Raw genomic sequence first — 500 nt, forward strand, 5'->3', positions numbered from 1 at the left:
CTGCTCAGTCTCACAGGGCCTTCTATCCCGGTCACGCCAGGCCCGGTAGCTACTGCGATGCACCCCAAACACTTGACACAAGTGCTGCACCGCATAGCTCTCTTCAAGTCGCTCGATTATCGAGAATTGCTCAGGGAGTCCGACATCAAGAGAGCGGTAGCCTTTTTTAATATTGCCTTCTCTTCCTCCACCCGCCGCAGCTTGCGCTTCAGTTCCTGGATCTCACGCTGTTCCGGCGTCAGAGCCTCACCTTTCAGCGGCGCCTTGCCTGCTCGCTCAGCCCGAAGCCTGCGTACCCAATATTCCATGGTGGATTTGCCAACTCCCATGGCCTCACACGCCGCCTTCAGCGTGTAACCCTGATCGACCACGAGTTGGGCCGCTTCCAAGCGAAATTCCGGGCTGAACGTTCTCTTCTTCGTCATCATCTGCACCTGACTGTCTCTGTGAGTGATCATACACTCAAAATCAGGTGGCCAGATTCACTATGCCACTACACA

General features: G+C 55.4%; 1 pseudogene. It reads right to left on the reverse strand.

The features are described 5' to 3' along the window. Nucleotides 1-428, reverse strand: a pseudogene (locus DOM57_RS20560) (transposase); the annotation flags it as partial. Nucleotides 429-500 lie beyond the last annotated feature (72 nt).

Source organism: Salinicola peritrichatus (genome assembly GCF_003206715.1).
Lineage (GTDB): Bacteria > Pseudomonadota > Gammaproteobacteria > Pseudomonadales > Halomonadaceae > Salinicola > Salinicola peritrichatus.